Source organism: Chitinophaga nivalis, assembly GCF_025989125.1.
GTDB lineage: Bacteria > Bacteroidota > Bacteroidia > Chitinophagales > Chitinophagaceae > Chitinophaga > Chitinophaga nivalis.
Genome location: NZ_JAPDNR010000001.1, coordinates 3,767,699 through 3,786,881 on the forward strand (window position 1 = coordinate 3,767,699; position 19,183 = coordinate 3,786,881).

General features: G+C 48.9%; 1 protein-coding gene (only partly in view). It reads left to right on the top strand.

What is annotated here, in order from left to right:
• Nucleotides 1–19,183, top strand: partial view of a non-ribosomal peptide synthase/polyketide synthase gene (locus tag OL444_RS15200; RefSeq protein WP_264732020.1) — the 5' portion only. The gene runs 13,157 nt beyond the window's last position; the window shows 19,183 of its 32,340 coding nt (coding positions 1–19,183); it begins with the start codon at nt 1–3; its stop codon lies beyond the right edge, outside the window.

Sequence of the window (19,183 nt, forward strand, 5' to 3'; positions counted from 1 at the left end):
ATGAAAAACGAAATAGCGGAAAACCCTCAAAGTCATAAGTCCTTGCCCGGATTGCCATTCAGTGCCCGTTTAACTGCCCACCAGGTTACGTTTTATTATGAGTGGCTGCTGGATCCTTTGCGTAGCGACTATAACATGGTATTGGATCTCACGTTGACGGGCCATTTGGATATGGACCGGCTCAACCGGAGTATGGTAAGATTCGTCAATTCATACCTGATTGTCAACAGTAATATCTTCAATGAAGCAGGTACTTTGTATTGGGTGAAAAGGCCTGTGTTACCGGCAGATGCGACGCTGATTAATTATTTCCCGGCAGCGCTTTCGGCTGAAGAAATGCTGCAGTTGGTACAAAAGCCCTTTGATCTGGAGAAGGATCTGTTGATCCGCTTTAACTATATCAGGATAGATGATCATACTATCCGGCTTATCTATTATGTGTCGCATATACTGATTGATGGGCTAAGCTATGAAGAGATTTTACAGGAAATGAGCCGGTTTTATAATGATGAAGCGTATGCCTGTAAAATCAGCCTGGAAGAACAATGTACGTTATATCAGCAGTTGTCGGAACAGCTGGATGTGTTGCTGGAGAAACAAAAGCCGGTAATGGCTGCATTTTGGCAGAAACGGCTGGAAGGTGTGGAAGGCGTTGATCTGACTTTTTTGCGGCATCCCACTACACATGTCGTAAAAGCAAATGATAAATTGGTAGGGGAATTCCGTTTCAATTTTGATGCAGATATATTAGCCGGTGTACAGGAACTGTTCGAAAAGTATAAGATTACACCCTATACTTTAGGACAACTCGTCTACGCGGTATTATTGCATAGAATAACCGGTCAGCAGATTATTGGTATCAACTTCCCTGTGGCCATTACGGAAGGTAAAGAACTGATTTATGGTGGACATGTGAATACGGTAGTGGCAGATTATCGGTTTGATGGGGATGCTACCTTGAAAGATCTCCTGCTACAGACCCAGGAATATTTTCGTGACCTGAAAGCGAGTATGTCTAAATATATGCCCGTAGCGGAAATTATTGCATACGGCGTTAACAATGGCATATTGGAGGTGGGATTTGTACAAACGACCATGCGTGAGATCATTCTGACCTATGAGGGCGTAACGGATGTGAAAATTAATGACGAATTGCATGTTGATCTCACCGATAAACTGGTATTGATACAGGAGCTCAAAGATGGCGTACTGAAATATCGCGTGAAATACAACAACCGGGTACTGGACAGAACACTGGTGGAGCGCTTTGTAACACTGTACCGGCAACTATTTGCTGCCATGCTGCGGGATATACTGGCCGGTAAATATGATAAACGTGTCAGCCGTTACCGTTTGCTGGATGAAGACCAGCGCCAGCAGGTAGTGTATGACTGGAACGATACGGACCGTTCTTATCCGTTGGATAAGACCATCCATGCCCTGTTTGAAGAACAGGCAGCCCGGACCTCTGATCATATTGCTTTATTATTTGAAGGTACCCAGCTATCATATCGGGTGTTAAATGAAAGGGCCAATCAGCTGGCAGCCTGGCTGCGAAACAGGTATATATCAGAGAAGGATACGATCGTGGGATTGTGTCTGGATAGGTCGCCGGATATGGTGATCGCCATTTTAGCCGTGTTGAAATCCGGCGCCGCTTACTTACCAATAGATCCCGATTATCCGGCTGAGAGAATTGCTTATCTGTTTACAGATAGTAAGTGTACCGTTGTTTTATGTAATGAACACTATGCCGGCAAACTGAATGAAATAAAAGGCAATGCCAACATTTCTATAGTGAGCATTGATGATAACGTATTCCGGCAAGAGCTGCTGGCGGGTTATCCGGCTGCCAATATAGCCGGTGGGGTTACTCCTGCTGATCTGGCCTACGTTATTTATACCAGTGGTACAACAGGTAAGCCCAAAGGCGTTATGGTCGAACATCAGGGTATTGTAAACCTGGTTACTGATCTGCAGGAACGATATGGATTTGGAACGGATGAAGTCATACTGCACTTTGCCAATTATGTATTTGATGCTTCAGTGGAACAATTGTTCCTGGCATTGCTGAACGGGCATAAGCTGCTGATCATAAAAAATTATAGCTGGAGTGATGAACAGCGCTTCATCAATACCCTGATCGCCAACAAGGTCACGTATATGGAAATGACGCCGTCATTTCTGCAACAGTTACCCGTAACGGGAGTGCCTACCCTGCGTCGCATCAACTCCGGCGGAGAGCAGCTTAGTCAGGGATTGCTGGAAAAACTGCATCAGGGAAGTTTTGATATCATCAATTCCTATGGACCCACGGAAGTATCGGTGACGGCTATTGTAAATGTGTCGGGAAAAGATACCTGCATTGGAAAACCTATTGCGAATACGACGGCGTATGTGTTGGATGCACAGCTGCATCCGGTACCGGTAGGCGTCATCGGAGAATTGTATCTGGGCGGAGCAGGCGTTGCGAGAGGGTATTTGAATCAGCCGGAACTAACAGCGGAGCGGTTTATTGCCAATCCCTTCCAGACGGCGGAACAGCAGGCTGCAGGCACCCATGTGCGGATATATAAAACCGGGGATCTCGTCAGGTATCTGCCGGATGGTAATCTGGAATACATCGGACGAAATGATTCCCAGGTAAAAATTCGTGGCTTCCGGATTGAATTGGAAGAGATTGCGGCTGCGATCCTTTCTTTCCCGGACATCCAGCAATCGGTCGTAGTGGTGAAAGAGCCCGACCAAAGAGGACCGAAGTACCTGCTAGGTTATTATGTGTCAGCCACCACGGTTGATCATGCTGCCCTGGCCGCGCATCTGCAAACGATGCTGCCGGAGTATATGCAGCCGACGGCATTCATGGCACTCTCACATATTCCGTTAACGCCCAATGGTAAGCTGGATACTAAATCCTTACCAGATCCCGAAGCGTTGACTGCGCAGCAATATACGGCGCCACGGAATGAAACAGAAGAACAACTCTGTACCATTTATGCAGAGGTACTGGGGCTGGATGCAGCTGGTATAGGCATAGATGACGACTTTTTTAAACTCGGTGGAGATAGTATTGTCAGCATACAGGTGGTAAACAGAATAAGACAGCGCCTGGGAACGATGCTGAGTGTGAGGGATATATTCAATCATAAAACAATAGCCTCCCTATACAAACACCTGATTACCCAACAAACCGGGGAGCGCATCGCAATTCAGTCAGAACAGGGATTATTAACAGGGGCATACGGATTGTTACCGATACAGCAATGGTTTTTTCAGCAGGTGCAAAAAGGAAATTTCCTGGCATATAACCACTGGAACCAGTCCTTTACGCTGGATGTACCTTTGTTGCACCCGGAAATCTTAATAGTTAGCCTCACCAAGCTGGTACAATACCACGATATTTTCCGCGCAGCTTTCCGCCGCGATACGGGCGAAAGTGTGGTTTTTAGCCAGCATTACCGGGCGGAAATGCCGGCCATAAAACTCGCCTTTATTGATGCCGGTGATATCGCCGGGCCTGAAGAGCTGCAGCAGCAGCTTACCCTGTTGCAATCGGGATTTGATATCTACGAGGGTAACCTGTTTCAGATAGCCTACTTAACCGGGTTTGAGGCGCATCGTGCTACCCTGTGGTTTGCTTTCCATCATCTTGTCATAGATGCTGTCAGCTGGCGTATTATCCATCATGATCTGCAAAAGATTTATGACTATTTATGGCGGCGGGTCGGAGCGGAGCATTTTAGCATGAGTCAGGAAGAACGGGAGGGGGTCTTAAACGGAATACCGGTGAGTGTGATCCTGGGTGAAAAAGGGAGCAGCTACCGGCAATGGATAAACGCTGCCCGTACCTATAAAATAACAGACAATGAAGAACGGAGATCGGAAATAGCCTTCTGGGAGCAGATGTCCGAAGGTGTAGGGAACAGTAACCGTGCCTGGGAACAGCTGGCGGTACCCACAGTCAGCGAAACCTTCCTCTCCTTTACCACTGCAGAAACCACGCTTTTACTGACAGGATGTAACCACGTTTATCATACAGAGATCAACGACTTACTGCTGACCGCACTGGCCAGGGCATTAAAACTGGTAACAGGGCTGGAACGGCAGCATATCCTGCTGGAAGGTCATGGCAGGGAAGAGATTTCTCCGGCATTGGATATTACACATACAGTAGGATGGTTTACTACGATGTATCCGGTACTGCTGGAAGTATCGGATGATATCGCTGCTGATATTACGGCCGTGAAGGAAATGCTCCGGCAAATACCACAGAATGGTTTCGGATATGGTGTGCTGGTAGGCTATGAAGCCGCGACATTGCCGCGTATTACGTTTAACTATCTCGGTCGTTTCGATGAGCAGGGAAGTGATGCAAAGGCATGGCGTATCAGTGGAGAAGGTGGCGGTGTCGCCGTGTCTCCGGCCAATAAAGACTATAACATTATTGATATCAATGGTGGCGTAGTGAATGCGGCCCTGCAGTTTAAAATAGCCGCTGCGCTGCCACCTGATACCTTATCCCGCCTGGCGGAACTTTTTGGTACGCAGTTACGTACGCTTATTACCTGGTTGCAGGAACAGCCCCGCAGCTATTGTACGCCGTCAGATATCGATAATATTATCTCTGCTGAATACCTCTCCCTGTTGCAGCAAGAACGGGAAGTAACAGGCGTATACCTGGCCAACAGTCTGCAGGAAGGATTTATTTATCATGCCCTGAACCAGGGTAATATTGATGATGCCTATCATGTACAGCACGTGTGGGATTATCACAATCACCTGGATGTACCATCATTGGAAAAGGCATGGCAGGCGGCCCTGGCAAAGTTCAGTTCCCTGCGTTTGCGTTTTGGCTGGGAAGAAGAGCTGGTACAGGTGATAGATGTAGCACAGGAGCTGGCATGGCACTATATCGCTGTCAATCAGGACGAATCAGCTACCCAACAGGCAGCCTTCGATCGTTTGCTGCATGCCGATAAGGAGGAACCTTACGATCTGGCCGCCGGCAACCTGCTCAGGGTATATCTGTTTAAATGGAGCGATAACCGGTACAGCTGTATATTAAGCTGCCATCATATTATTCTGGATGGATGGAGTATGCCGGTGCTGGTGGGCTATGTACACGATGCTTATTTGCGATTGCGCGGCAACCAGCCGGTAGATACGGTACCGGATAAAAGTTATGCAGCCGCACAGCAGTATCTGCAACAACACCGTGCAGATAATTATACCTATTGGAAACAGTATGTCGCGCAGCTGGAACAACAGGAAGACCTGAGTAGTCTGCTGAGTGAAGCCGCCAGGCAGGTTGTTTTAGCGGACTACCGCCACGTGAAGGATACACAAACACAATCGCTCGTCATTGAGGGAGATCATTATAAGCAATTAAAAGCCTTATCTGCGGTAAATGGTATCACCATCAATGCGATATTGCAATATGCATGGCACAGGCAATTAAGTGTGTATGGTCATACCGCTACCACAGTACTGGGTATGACAGTTTCCGGCCGTAACCTGCCGGTAGATGGGATTGAGCAGTCTGCCGGACTATACATCAATACCTTGCCGGTGATACTGCAACACACAGATGAAAGTGTGATGGCCGTTATACAACGGCTGCAGGCAAATATCAATGAAATCAACAGCCGTAGTGATGTGAGTCTGGCCAGCCTGCAAACAGCCGCTACCCGGCTTTTTAGCAGTCTTTTTGTGTATGAGAACTACCCGATGCCTGCTGACTTTAAACAGGAGGAGCTGGTGCTGACTTTCCAGCATAGTGTTGAAAAACTGGATTACCCGCTGGCCATTACAGTTACCGAACAAACAGGTGCTGTCAGGTTGCAGCTGCAATATGCCGGTGAGTTGTTTACCGCTACCATGATCAGCCAGGTATTACAGGGCATCCATACTTTACTGGAGCAACTTGTCAATACGCCGTTGATCCATACCAGTGAGTTACAATATCTGACCACAGCAGCCATACAGGCATTGATATACCGTCCCGATACAGGCTTGTCAATCCCTGTAACGGGTAGCATACACGCACTTTTTGAACAACAGGCAGCCACTACGCCGGAGCAGATCGCGCTGGTATCAGAAGAGGAATCACTGACCTATCGGGAACTGAATGAGCGGGCCAACCGGTTGGCAGCCTACCTGAAAACAACGTATGCCCTGCAGCCGGACGACCTGGTGGCTTTGTGCCTCGATCGCTCGGTATGGCAGGTGGTGGGTATCCTGGCTGTATTAAAAGCCGGCGCCGCATATGTACCCATGGAAGTGTCTTATCCGGATGAACGGCTGGCGTATATGCTAACAGATGCACAGCCTCGTGTGATACTCAGCCAGACGCATTATCAGCAGCGTTTGTCGGTCATTACTGAGGTACCGGTGCTGAACATAAATGAAGCCGCCTTGTTTGCAGCTTATACCTCAGACAACCCCGAAGCGGTAACAGCTGGCAGTGACCTGGCCTATGTGATTTATACCAGTGGTACAACAGGCAAACCGAAAGGCGTGATGGTAGAACATAGCCATGTGTTGCGTTTGTTCAGTACTACCGAAAAATGGTATGCTTTTAATAGGGAAGATGTCTGGACCTTGTACCATTCGTATGTATTTGATTTCAGTGTGTGGGAACTGTGGGGTGCTTTGCTGCATGGTGGCCGGTTGTTAATACCTTCCGATGAGCAGGTGCATGACCCGGCTTTATTCTATGAATTGTGTGCTGCCGGTGGCGTGACTATCCTGAACCAGACGCCGCATGCTTTTTATCAATTTGCAGATACGGCCGTACAGCAACCGGCTGCGTTGACACGTTTACGTTATATCATCTTTGGTGGGGAAGCGCTGCAGCTATCGCAGTTAAAGACATGGTACAGCCGTTATGCCGATACGGCGCCGCAGCTGGTGAATATGTATGGCATTACCGAAACAACAGTGCATGTCACCTTCAAAGCACTGCGTGCTGACGCCTTGGACCGTGGCTCGCTGATAGGCGTACCGTTACCGGATTTATCTACGTATATACTGGACCGTTATTTAAGACCGGTTCCGGCGGGCGCGCTGGGCGAGCTGTATGTAGGCGGAGCGGGCGTGTCCCGCGGATACCTGCACCAGCCGGATTTAACAGCAGAACGGTTTATGGTGAACCCCTTCCGGACTTCCGTAGAAATAGCAGCCGGTATCCATGCCCGGTTGTACCGCACGGGCGATCTCGTTCGTTCCCTGCCGGATGGCAGCCTGGAATACATTGGTCGTAACGATTACCAGGTGAAGATCCGTGGGTATCGTATCGAGCTGGATGAAATCACGGCACGTTTATCTGCCTATCCCGGTATCCGGCAATCCGTGGTGATAGCCCGGGGAAAGAATAGTAGCCGTTACCTGGCTGGTTATTATGTATCAGATGCCGTTATAGATAAGGAGGCCTTATCAGCATATCTGAGCGCTTTCCTGCCGGCCTATATGGTACCATCCGCATGGGTACACCTGCGGCAGCTGCCGCTGACCGTCAATGGCAAGCTGGATACCCGTGCCTTGCCTGATCCTGATTTTGCAGGCACCGTTAATTATGTGGCACCGGTTACCGCTACGGAACAGCAGCTGAGCCGCATCTATAGTGTTATGCTGGATCTGGACGCCACGCAAATCGGTATAGATGATGACTTCTTTACGCTGGGAGGAAATAGTATCCTCGCCATTAAGTTAGTGAGCAGTATCAATAAAGCCCTCGATAGTGTATTGCGGGTGACAGATATCTTCCGGCAAAGAACCATCCGGCAACTCGCCGTTTATTTGCAGCAGCATAGGCTGGTGCAGGCGCCTATCACACCGGTAACTGTGAAGCATCCGGAAGAGCAGTTGTTGTCTTTTGCCCAGGAACGGTTGTGGTTTATCGCCGCATTTGAAGGCGGTAACAGCGCCTATAATATTCCGCTGGCATTCCGGCTCCGGGAATCTACGAACGTCAACAGCCTGTTGCTGGCCATACAGCAGATTGTATTGCGGCAGGAAGTATTACGCAGTCATATAAAGACCAATAGCCAAGGCAACGGTTACCAGTTGGTGACGGAGGCAGCGCAGTATACCCTGCCGGTGGAAAGATGGCAGGGGGCTGCTACCGAACTGGATATCGCACTGGAGCAATCGTTTAATCATATTTTCCATTTAGCCACAGCATATCCGATCAGGGTCACGTTGTATGAGGTAGATGGCGCGGATAACTACATCAGTATCGTCATCCATCATATTGCATTTGATGGCTGGTCGGGTGAGCTGATGATTCAGGAGCTGTTGCAGCATTACCATCATTTTGAGGCAATCCGTAAAGGAGAAGATGCCGCTGCATTAACCAATAAGTTGTCGCCCCTCCCTGTTCAATATAAAGACTTCGCCTTATGGCAACGTCATTATTTAACGGGAGAGATACTGGATACCCAGCTGGCTTATTGGCAGCAGCAATTGACAGGATTTGAGCCGTTGTCTTTGATAACCGGCAAAGAAAGACCTGCCGTGTACAATTATGCCGGTGCAGATCTGTTCTTTAGCTTAGAAGAGGCCGTGAGCGCAGATTTACGGGAAGTGGCGAAGGAGTTGGGCGTGAGTATGTACAGCCTGTTACTTAGTGGGTACTACCTGCTGCTGGCAGCGTATAGCCATCAAAACGATATCGTAGTAGGCAGTCCGATTGCGAACCGGCATCACCCGGAGATTACGGAGGTAATAGGCTTTTTTGTCAATACCCTGGCCTTGCGTACAAAGATCGACCGGGAGCAAACCCTGGTAGATTTTATCAGACAGGTAGGAACGGCTGTTGCCCAGGCGCAGTTGCATCAGGACCTGCCCTTTGAACGACTGGTGAAAGAACTGGATATTGAACAGGATCCTTCCCGGCATCCGGTATTTCAGGTTGTTTTCGGCATTACCCAGTTTGGGCAGCAGCAAAGAACACAGGTAGATACTTTGCTGGAAGCCTATGCATCAGCAGACAGCTTTAATATAGCCCGGTTTGATATTACCACTGATATCGATATCAGCGGCCATATTATCACCGGTTCTTTTAACTATGCAACGGCGGTATTTGATGCAGACACGATTGCAGCTTATATTCAGACGTACCAGGTGATACTGGCGCAATTGTCGCAGGTGACAACAGCATCCAACGCAGCCAGACAGGTGAAATCATTGCAATACCTGTCGGAAGCGGATCAGCAACAGCTGGTGTATGACTGGAATAGTTCCACACAGGCTTCTCCGGATTATACCTCCATACAGGCATTATTCGAAGCGCAGGTATTACGTGTGCCAGACCAGATAGCTTTGGTGGATGATAACAGCCGGCTGACCTACCAGGAACTGAATGAACAAGCTAACCAGTTAGCCGCTCATCTGAAAAAAACATTCCAGGTGCAGCCGGGAGACCTGATTGCTTTATACCTGGAGCGATCAGTCATCGTTCCTGTAGCGATACTGGGCATCCTGAAAACAGGTGCTGCTTACGTACCGGTGGATGTGACCTATCCGGAAGAACGTACCGGTTTTATACTGGCAGATACGAAGGCCCGGATTATACTGACCAGCGAAGCGTACCGCGATCAGCTGCAGGCCTTTGAAACAGCTGGCAGCATACGCGTAGTGGCCATAGATGATTTGTATTTCCAGACAGCCCTGTCCATGATGCCTGCGGATAATCATCCGGATACCACGGCTGCGACAGATAGCCCGGCGTATGTGATCTATACCAGCGGCACTACCGGTCAGCCCAAAGGGGTGGTATTACGGCATGAAGGCGTCGTACATCTGGCCCATGCACAGGGCCGGGAATTTGGTTTAACGGCGGATGTGACCAGCGATGTCCACCACTGTTTGTGGTATGCCAACTATGTATTTGATGCGCATGTATCGGAGCTGTTCACCTGTTTGCTCAACGGACATAGTTTATACATACCGGATGATACAACAAGATTGGATATCGGATTACTGCAGGCATTTATAGCAGCTAATCACATCCAGCTGGCTACCATTCCACCGGCATTGCTGGACAGTGATCATTTATTGCCGCTGGCAACATTGGTAGTAGCAGGAGAGGTCACAGACAGCCGGTTGCTGGCATTATACCATGATGCAGGTGTACAGGTAATCAATGCCTATGGTCCTACAGAAACTACCGTATGTGCCACGTTGCATCATTACAGCAAAGGAAGTAATAACAGGAATATCGGTCGCCCGATAGGCCAGGTGAAAACCTATATACTGGATGCAGACGGGCATCCTTTACCGGTAGGCGCACCCGGCGAATTATATATCAGCGGACCGGGTGTAGCAGCAGGCTATCTTCATCAACCTGCTTTAACCAGTGAACGGTTTATCCCGAATACTTTCCGGACAAACAAGGAAATAGCGCAGGAGATTAATACACATCTTTATAAAACAGGTGACCTGGCCTATTATCTGCCTGATGGCGACCTCGTATTTATTGGCCGGGATGATACCCAGGTAAAAATCCGGGGGTACCGGATTGAACTAACGGAGATCAATACACGTTTATCGCTTTATCTGGGTATACAGCAGGCAGCAGTACTGGTCAATAAACAAAGCCAATCAGGTAGCAGCTATCTGACCGGCTATTTTATAGCGGCATCCATCATCGATCTTGAGGCATTACTGGCTTACCTGCGGACTTACCTGCCTGCTTATATGGTGCCTGCTATCGTTGTACAAGTGAGTGCATTCCCACGTACCATCAGTGGAAAACTGGATGAAAAAGCATTGTTGGAAACAGGCAAAGCCAATGCTACGCATTATACGGCGCCTGCCACACCAGCAGAGCTGCAAATGAGCCAGATCTATGCGGAGGTGCTGGAGCTGGACATGGCTACAACAGGTGTGGAGGACGATTTCTTCCGGTTGGGTGGCAACAGTATTATGGCTATCAGGTTGGTAAGTAAGCTCAATACGGCTTTTGAAGCACAACTGAGTGTGGCGGATATCTTTACGTATCCAACCATCCGGCTGCTGGCACAGCAGCTGCATGCGGACGTGGCAGGTATACAAACGGTACATCCCGTGACAGTGAGCAATCCGGAAGAACAATGGTTGTCCTTTGCCCAGGAGCGGCTGTGGTTTATTGAAACCTATGAAGGGAACAGTAATGCCTATAATATACCGATGGCATTTAAATTATCCCCCACTGTAAATATTCCTCACTTGCTGGCTGCTTTGCAGGCAATTATAGCCAGACATACCATCTTACGCAGTTTTGTGAAAACCAGCGGCGAGGGTATCGGATATCAATGGACGCCGGATGATCATCACCCGATACCAGTGGAAACGGTTACCGTAGCCGATCATGCATCGCTGACAGCGGCCATAGATGCTGCCTTTCATTACGTATTTAAATTAGAAGCGGAATATCCCGTTCAGATAAAAGTATACGTGCAGGATCATTCCCGCTATATCAGCCTGGTATTACACCACATCGCCTTTGATGCCTGGTCTGCTGATATTATGATCCGGGAGTTGTTACATTTCTATCAGACTTTTGAAAATGGAAAAGCGTTTACCGCATTACCGGAACTGCCTGTTCAGTATAAAGATTTTGCGCTATGGCAACGGGCATATCTGACCGGAGCGGTATTGGATAAACAACTCCATTACTGGAAAGAAACGTTGTCTGGATATGTACAGTTGTACCTGCCTGTTGACAGAAAACGGCCGGCAGCGATTGACTATACCGGTGCAGATATTGATTTTGTTATTGAAGAAGACATTACTGCATCACTACGCGCGTTGGCAAAAGAACTGGAAGTGAGTCTCTATAGCTTGTTGCTGGGGGGCTATTACCTGTTGCTCAATGCCTATAGTGGTCAGGAAGATATTATCATTGGCAGCCCGGTGGCCAACAGGCATCATGCCGGTGTGGAAGATGTTATCGGCTTCTTTGTCAATACACTTGCATTACGGCAGGTAATCGATCCGGAGCAGTCACTATCCGGCTATATCAGACAGGTAGGGCAGGCTGTTACCACAGCCCAGCTGCATCAGGATATTCCGTTTGAAAAACTGGTAGCAGAACTGAAGGTTTCGCCAGACAGTTCGCGGCATCCGGTTTTTCAGGTGTTGTTTGGCGTAACCGAATTTGGCAACGCAGCGCTGTCGGAAGTAAATGAATGGCTGACGCCATTGGATATCACTGCTGTCCGGCACCGGGTGGCCCGGTTTGATCTGACAACCACACTCGATACCAGCGGCCATATGATTACCGGTACCTTCAACTATGCAACCGCCTTGTTCGATGAAAGCACGATCCGTGCCTACATCCATACCTACCAGGCAATACTGACACAGTTTGCTGCATTGGTGAAGAGCGGTCAGTATCAGGCGCCGGTTAAATCCCTGCGTTACGTGGATACCACCACGTATCAGCAACGGATATACGATCAGCAACTGTTGCCGGCAGGTATTATAACTGGTACGCTACAGCAACTTTTTGAACAACAGGTTTTGGCAGCTCCGGAGCAGATCGCATTGGTGTCGGGCAATGAATCCCTGACCTATGGCGCACTGAATGAGCAAGTCAACCGGCTGGCAGCCCACCTGAAAACAACCTATGCCATACAACCGGACGACTTGATTGCGTTGTGCCTCGATCGCTCTGTATGGCAGGTAATAGGTATCCTGGCCGTGTTAAAGGCCGGTGCTGCCTACGTACCGATGGAAGTATCCTATCCGGATGAACGACTGAGCTATATGATCGCCGATGCACAACCCCGTGTGGTACTTACACAGGCGGGGCATCATCAGCGGTTAGCAGCTATCAGTACCGTGCCGGTGTTAACGATAGATGAAGCAGCTGTACTGGCTGCTTACAGCCCGGATAATCCGGAAATAATAAACAATAGCCATCATCTGGCTTATGTGATCTATACCAGCGGCACTACCGGCAAACCGAAAGGGGTGATGGTAGAACATGGCCATGTGCTGCGTTTATTTAGTGCTACCGACCAGTGGTATCAGTTTAATGCGGCCGATGTCTGGACGTTGTATCATTCGTATGTGTTTGATTTCAGTGTATGGGAGATATGGGGTGCTTTGCTGCATGGCGGCCGGTTGCTAATACCTTCCGATGAACAGGTACATGACCCGGCTTTATTCTATGAATTATGTGCTGCCGGAGGCGTGACGATTCTGAACCAGACGCCGCATGCTTTTTATCAGTTTGCAGATATCGCCGTACAACAGCCTTCGGCGTTGACCCATCTACGTTATATCATCTTCGGCGGGGAAGCGCTGCAGTTATCGCAGTTAAAGACGTGGTACAGCCGTTATGCCGATACGGCGCCGCAGCTGGTGAATATGTATGGTATTACCGAAACCACCGTGCATGTGACCTTCCAGGCACTGCGCGCTGACGCCTTGGACCGTGGCTCACTGATAGGCGTACCGCTACCGGATTTATCTACGTATATACTGGACCGTTATTTAAGACCGGTGCCGCAAGGCGCCTTGGGAGAACTGTATGTAGGCGGAGCAGGCGTATCCCGTGGATACCTGCATCAGCCGGCGTTAACAGCAGAGCGGTTTATCGCGAATCCATTCCGCACCGCCGCGGAAACGAACGCCGGTAGCAACAGCCGCTTATACCGTACGGGCGATCTCGTTCGTTCCCTGCCGGATGGCAGTCTGGAATACATCGGCCGTAACGATTACCAGGTGAAGATCCGTGGGTATCGTATCGAGCTGGATGAAATCACGGCACGTTTATCTGCCTACCCGGGTATCCGGCAATCGGTAGTAATCGCGAAAGAGAAAGAAGGGAACCGTTACCTGGCAGGTTATTATGTATCAGATGAAGCCTTGGATGTACAGGCAGTTTCAGCTTATCTGAGCGCTTACCTGCCGGCCTACATGTTGCCGTCGGCATTGGTGCATTTGCCGCAACTGCCGCTGACAGTGAATGGTAAACTGGATACCGCTGCATTGCCGGATCCTGCTTTTGTGGGCACGGGAAATTATGTAGCGCCTGCAACGGTAATAGAGCAGCAACTATGTACTATTTATGCAACCGTATTGGGACTGGCTCCGGAAACCATCAGTGTACAGGATGATTTCTTTAGCCTGGGCGGCGATAGTATTATCGCTATCCGGCTGGTGAGTAAAATCAATCAATCCTTTCCGGGTCGGGTGAAGGTGAAAGATGTCTTCACGCACAGGCATATACGTGCTTTGGGTAATTATCTGCAAACGCAGGATCATCAATATAAAGAAGAGATATATGTACCATTCAGCCTGTCTGATAAGGCAGCCTATGAAAATATCCTGGATCTGACAGCGGTAGCCGACATCTATCCGGCTGGTTATCTGCAGACAGGGATGTTGTTTGAGTCTGAACAGCTTGCGCCTGGTACTTATCATAACATCTCCGCTTTCCGGATCGAAGGGGGATATAATCATCCGCATTTTACCGGTATATGGGAACAGTTAGCAGGTAAACATGAAATTCTGCGGGCGGCCTTCCGGTTATCTGAAAATGGATTTGATTGTATCATTTACCATAAGCCGGAGGTGGAAATAATCGTTTATGAAGCGCTGCATACCGATGAAATCATTGCGAAAGAGCAGCAGCAACGATTTGATTTCAATAAACCAGGATTATTCCGGTTAATCATCAACCGGCGAAAGCACGATTTTGATTTCATATTCTCTATTCATCATGCCATTGAAGATGGCTGGAGTGTGGCGTCACTGGCCGGCGAATTTATCCGGGCATACGTATCCGGCATACCGGTAACTACTGATACCATACCTCCTTATGGCGCATTTGTGGCAAAAGAACAACAGGCGCTCCGGGATCCTGCCAGCCAGGCATTCTGGAACAACTATCTGGAGGAGGTTACCATTACCCATGCCAACTGGCAGTATGAGCAAAAAGGCCCGGTTGGACCGGAATTTTTTACGGCTGCTTTTTCACCCGATGAACAGGTAAGCAAGCAAATTACGGCACTGGCCCGGGAGCTGGGTGTTGGTACCGACAGTATATTCCTGTATGTATACCTGCATACCCTTTGCACTTTCCTGAACGAGGAAGATATTACTGTAGGACTGGTGGTGAACAACCGGTTGGAGCAGGAAGGCGGCGACCGGCAATTCGGGTTATTCCTGAATACCATTCCCTACAGGTATCAGCCAACTGCTGGTACAGACTACAAAGCGGATATTACGGGTATATTCAGTCACAAGCTGGCATTACACCCATACAGCGCATACCCTTATGCAAAAATAAAGGCGGATTTCGGGCAGGAACTTTATCAGTTTGCTTTTAATTTCGTCCATTTCCATATTCTGGACCAACGCCTGCAGGAAGAAATGCCGTATACCAACGGTTATGAACGTACGAATATTCCTTTTGTGTTAAATGTATCGGGCGGAGAAAAAGGATATGAAGTGAGTATGGTAGCCCACGCGGAAGTAAGCGATTCCGCCTATCTGCAGCATTTCATGCATTATTACGAACGTAATCTGTATGGCATATTAAATGGTGCGGCCGACTGCAGCCGTTTGATTCCGGAAGAACGGCATCAGCTGTTATACCAATGGAATCAGGTGCCAGCAGCAATTACAGATGATCAGACCCTATATACGCTGTTGGAAAAACAACTGGCGGCTACACCCGATCAGATAGCTGTCATTTATCAGCATACACAATTAACGTATGCGGCATTGGATGCCGCCAGCTACAAACTGGCTGTCTGGCTGCGCAACAAACAAGGCATCGCTGCCAATGACCTGGTGGCGATTTATATGGATCGTTCGGAACAATTGCTGATAGCCGTGCTGGCAGTATTAAGATCCGGCGGGGCTTATGTTCCTGTAGATCCGGCGTATCCTGCCGAACGAACCGCTTATATACTCCAGGATACTGCTGCAAAGGTCGTCCTGACCAATGACAGCTATGGTTCCTTGCCGGTACTTACGGAAAGCAAAGCCGTGCTGGCATGCATCGACAGTGCTGCGTTCATGGCTACGCTGAATAATGACGAAGGCGGAACCTTACCTGCCCGCAGCAACAGTGCGAAAGACCTGTGTTATGTGATGTATACCAGTGGTACAACAGGGCAGCCCAAAGGGGTGATGGTGGCGCACTATTCCTTTGTGAATCTGTTACATTATTACCGAAACCACCACTTTGCGCAGGAAGCAGCCATTAGTACCTTGTCACTGACTGCTTTTGTATTTGATATCTGGGGATTGGAATATGGTCTGGCACTCACCAGCGGTGGATTTATTGAGCTAACCGGTAATAAACTGTTGCCGGTAGATACGAGCAGCTATACGTTTATCCAGATAACGCCCGGATTACTGGCGGCTAATTTTGAACAAATAAGATTCAATAATCCTTCCCTGAAATTATTGGTGGGAGGAGAGGCGCTTCCCGCGGAGTTGCTGCATAAAATATTTGCTGATACGGATATCCGTTACCTGCTTAACGTATACGGCCCTACGGAAACAACCATCTGGTCACTGAATCAGCTGAATACCCCGGCGTATTATAATACGGGCATTGGCCGGCCGATAGCCAATACAACGGTATATGTATTGGATAAACAGCAACGACCCGTACCTGTTGGAGTGCCCGGTGAACTATATATCGGTGGTAGCGGTGTTGCCAGCGGTTATCTGAACCAGGAGCAGCTGACGGCGGAGCGTTTTATCAGCAACCCTTTCCGTACAGACGCAGAAAAGTCCCTGCAGGTAAATGACCGGTTGTATAGAACCGGCGATATGGTACGTTACCAGCCGGATGGTAGTATCCTGTTTATAGGAAGAGCAGACCAACAGGTAAAAATAAGTGGGTACCGTATTGAATTGAATGAAATTGTGGTGCAGCTGTCGGCCTATCAGGGAATAAAACAGGCTGTGGTATTGGCCAAAGATCATCCATCCGGCCATGGTAAATATCTGGTAGCCTATTATGAGGCGGAGCAGCCGATCGCACAGGCAACACTGCAGGACTATCTGCAACAACACTTGCCGGCGTATATGGTGCCCGCACGGTTGGTACACCTGCATACCTTCCCGTTGACCGTTAATGGAAAGCTGGACCGGAAAGCATTGCCGGAAGTCAGCTATAACAGCGGCGTACCTTACCAGGCGCCTGCCAATGAAACAGAAGTACTGCTGGCTGGTATCTATAGTGAACTGTTGGGCATACCTGCTGCGGAAATCAGTGTAAACGATGACTTCTATCGGCTCGGCGGAAACAGCCTGTTGGCGATTAAGCTCATGGGTAAACTGAACACACAGCTGCAGATAAACATACGTATTGCAGATTTGGCTGGTAACCATACCATCCGGCTGCTGGCCGCACAGCTGCAACAGCATAAATCAACCCCTGTTGCAATCACCAGCAGTCCGGTTGTTCATCCGGAAGAACAGGTATTATCCTTTGCGCAGGAACGTCTGTGGTTTATAGAGAACTTTGAACAGGGCAGCAATGCCTATAATATTCCGGTAGTACTCCGGCTCCGGAAAGCTACTGATATAGACAGTTTGCTGGCCGCCTGGCAAACGATTACCGGCAGACATGAGATATTACGAACGCTGATCAAAACAGCTGCTGACGGCACCGCTTATCAGCTAGTGATAGCGGCACAACAGCAGGCAGTGAAGAAGTTGTACTCCTCCATCACTGCGCTGGATGCAGCCATGGCTGCAGATGCCCGGCATGTGTTTCAGCTGGCGGAAGAAGTGCCGGTGAAAATTACTGTCTACCAACTGGAAGATGGAAGTACCTGGCTGGGTATTGTGGTACATCATATTGCTTTTGACGGCTGGTCGGTAGATGTGATGGTACATGAATTACTGCATTATTATCATTACCACGTAGCGCTGAAAAATGGCGAAGCAGCCGTGCCTTTGCCGGCGTTGTCTATCCAGTACAAAGATTTTGCCCGCTGGCAGCGCCAGTACCTGACCGGCGACCTGCTCGCACAACAGCTGGATTACTGGAAGCAAAAACTGACAGGGCATGTGCCGTTAAACCTGGTGACAGGTAAGCAACGACCACCTGTTGTACAATATGAAGGCGCAGATATACACTTTACAATAGACAGGGCTACCACGGATAATCTGAGGCAGATCGCAAAAGAACAGGGTGTTGGTATGTATAGCCTGTTGCTGAGTGGGTATTACCTGATGCTGAGCGTTTACAGCCATCAACAGGATATCATTGTAGGCAGCCCGGTGGCCAACCGCCATCATCCGGAGGTAATGCCGCTGATAGGTTTCTTTGTAAATACATTGGCCTTGCGGCAGTTTATTGATCCGGAACAACCACTCCTTGCATTTGTAAAAACAGTAGGTGCGGCCGTGCAGGCAGCACAATTGCATCAGGATCTTCCATTTGAGAAATTAGTGGGAGAACTGGCTGTTCCGAAGGATAGCTCCAGGCATCCTGTATTTCAGGTAACATTGGAGCTGGCAGATTTTGGGAATAGTCAGCGTACGGAAACGGCGGAACTGATGGAGGTGTATGAAAGTCCGGCTGCAGGTCGCTACAAGGCTGCCCGATTTGATATGACGGCCTTTATAGATAATAGCGGAGAAGAGATCACCGGCTTCTTCAACTATGCTACTGCCGTGTTTGACGAAGCCGTTGTTGCCGGATATATCCATACGTTTAAAGAGATATTGTATCAACTGTCGTTGCTGACTACTGTGGCGCAACAGGAAAGAAAATTGCAATCATTCCACTTCCTGCCTGATGCACAATACGAAGAAGTTATTTACCGCCGGAATATCACCGGCAAAGATTATGCGCATCATCATACGGTACATAGCCTGTTTGAAGCACAGGTACAGCTGCATCCGGATGGCATTGCAGTGGTGTTTGAAGGCAATGAAATAACCTACCGCGAATTGAATCACCGGGCTAACCAGCTGGCGGTATATTTACAACGCATCAGCCATATCGGTCCTGATGACCTGGTAGCAATCTGTATGAATCGTTCGGAGAATATGCTGATAGCGATGCTGGCAGTATTGAAAGCTGGAGGGGCCTATGTACCCGTAGATCCGGCCTATCCCGATGAAAGGATCGCCTATGTTTTATCGGATACGAAAGCGCAGGTGATACTGAGTAACGAACAATATACAGACCGGTTGAAGGAATTGACCGTAGCGG